The organism is Oleiphilus sp. HI0061 (assembly GCF_001635675.1).
In genome coordinates this window covers 1-1,020 of the sequence record NZ_LWFE01001658.1, presented here as the reverse complement: position 1 = coordinate 1,020, position 1,020 = coordinate 1, and the positions used below count along the sequence as shown (strand labels likewise).

The 1,020-nt window shown below is 45.1% G+C and carries 2 protein-coding genes; one reads left to right on the top strand and one right to left on the bottom strand.

Features of this window, described 5'->3' with window-relative positions; genetic code table 11:
- A partial coding sequence (locus A3735_RS31435; RefSeq protein WP_197486047.1) for a hypothetical protein occupies positions 1–464 on the top strand: 464 nt, incomplete at its 5' end.
- 32 nt (positions 465–496) lie between these two features.
- Here A3735_RS31435 and A3735_RS25530 read toward each other — a convergent pair.
- On the bottom strand, positions 497–1,020 hold a 524-nt coding region (locus A3735_RS25530; protein ID WP_231882654.1), incomplete at its 5' end, for an AraC family transcriptional regulator.

Here is a 1,020-nt window from a genome sequence, read left to right as displayed (position 1 = left end):
GCAATCAGCATGCCTTGCTAGCGATAATCGCACTACTCGCCTTTGGTTGGCTTCTAACGAGTTTGTTCCTACTTCTACGACTGAAGCAAGTAAAGCAAGACTTAAATAAACTAATCTCGATACAAGCTCCCGACTCTACTACTTCAGAACTCAGCTACAAACAATTAATTGAAGCAATTAGAAAGGGGTCGAGTGACATACCGAAGCTTGTACTAGCTTGGATCGAGAGCCAGCGAAAACAAAACACCGTTAAGTCAGCCCCCATTACCTTGCGTTCGCTGAAAGCTTTAGATGAGTCGCTTGCTGCCGAACTATTAGCATTCGAGAACGATCGTTACAGTAAAAATGCAACTCAGACCTATGACCAGCAAGCCTTACTTGAAGCATTAAAAAAATACACTAAAACAGCACCCGGCCTGAAAGGCAAAGACAATGCTTCTTTGCCACCGTTCTACCCGCAGTAGCACAGCCAGACAAACTTAGCCCAGAAAGCCAGCTATCGATGCTGCTCACGGCAGGCGCCAGGCGTTTGCCCTGTCCACTTTTTGAAGGCGCGATTGAATGCTGCTGCTTCTGAAAAGCCGAGCTGCAAAGCAACGTCATTAATACTCAGGTTTGCCTTGGCCAGCAACACCAAAGCCTGATCCCGACGAATACTGTCTTTTATTTCTTTAAATGAACTACCCTCATCTTTAAGGCGTCGCCGAGCGGTGTGGGTAGTTAAATGTAACTCACTGGCTACAAGATCAAAGCTAAGATTCTCGATCTCCAAGCTGCCACCCATACGACTCAATAGAATTCTTTTTATCTGCGCAGTAACACTGTCATCTGAACGAAATTGTTTTAGTAGCGATGCCGGCGCATTTTTCAAAAATGGCGCTAAGGTACTATCATTCTGAACAACCGGTAGATCTAAATACTTGCTGTTGAACACAACCCGGTTTTGCCCCTTAGAGAAAGCAACTCGGCAAGGAAACATTAACTTGTACTCTTCATGGAATAGAGGCCTTGCGAAAGTAA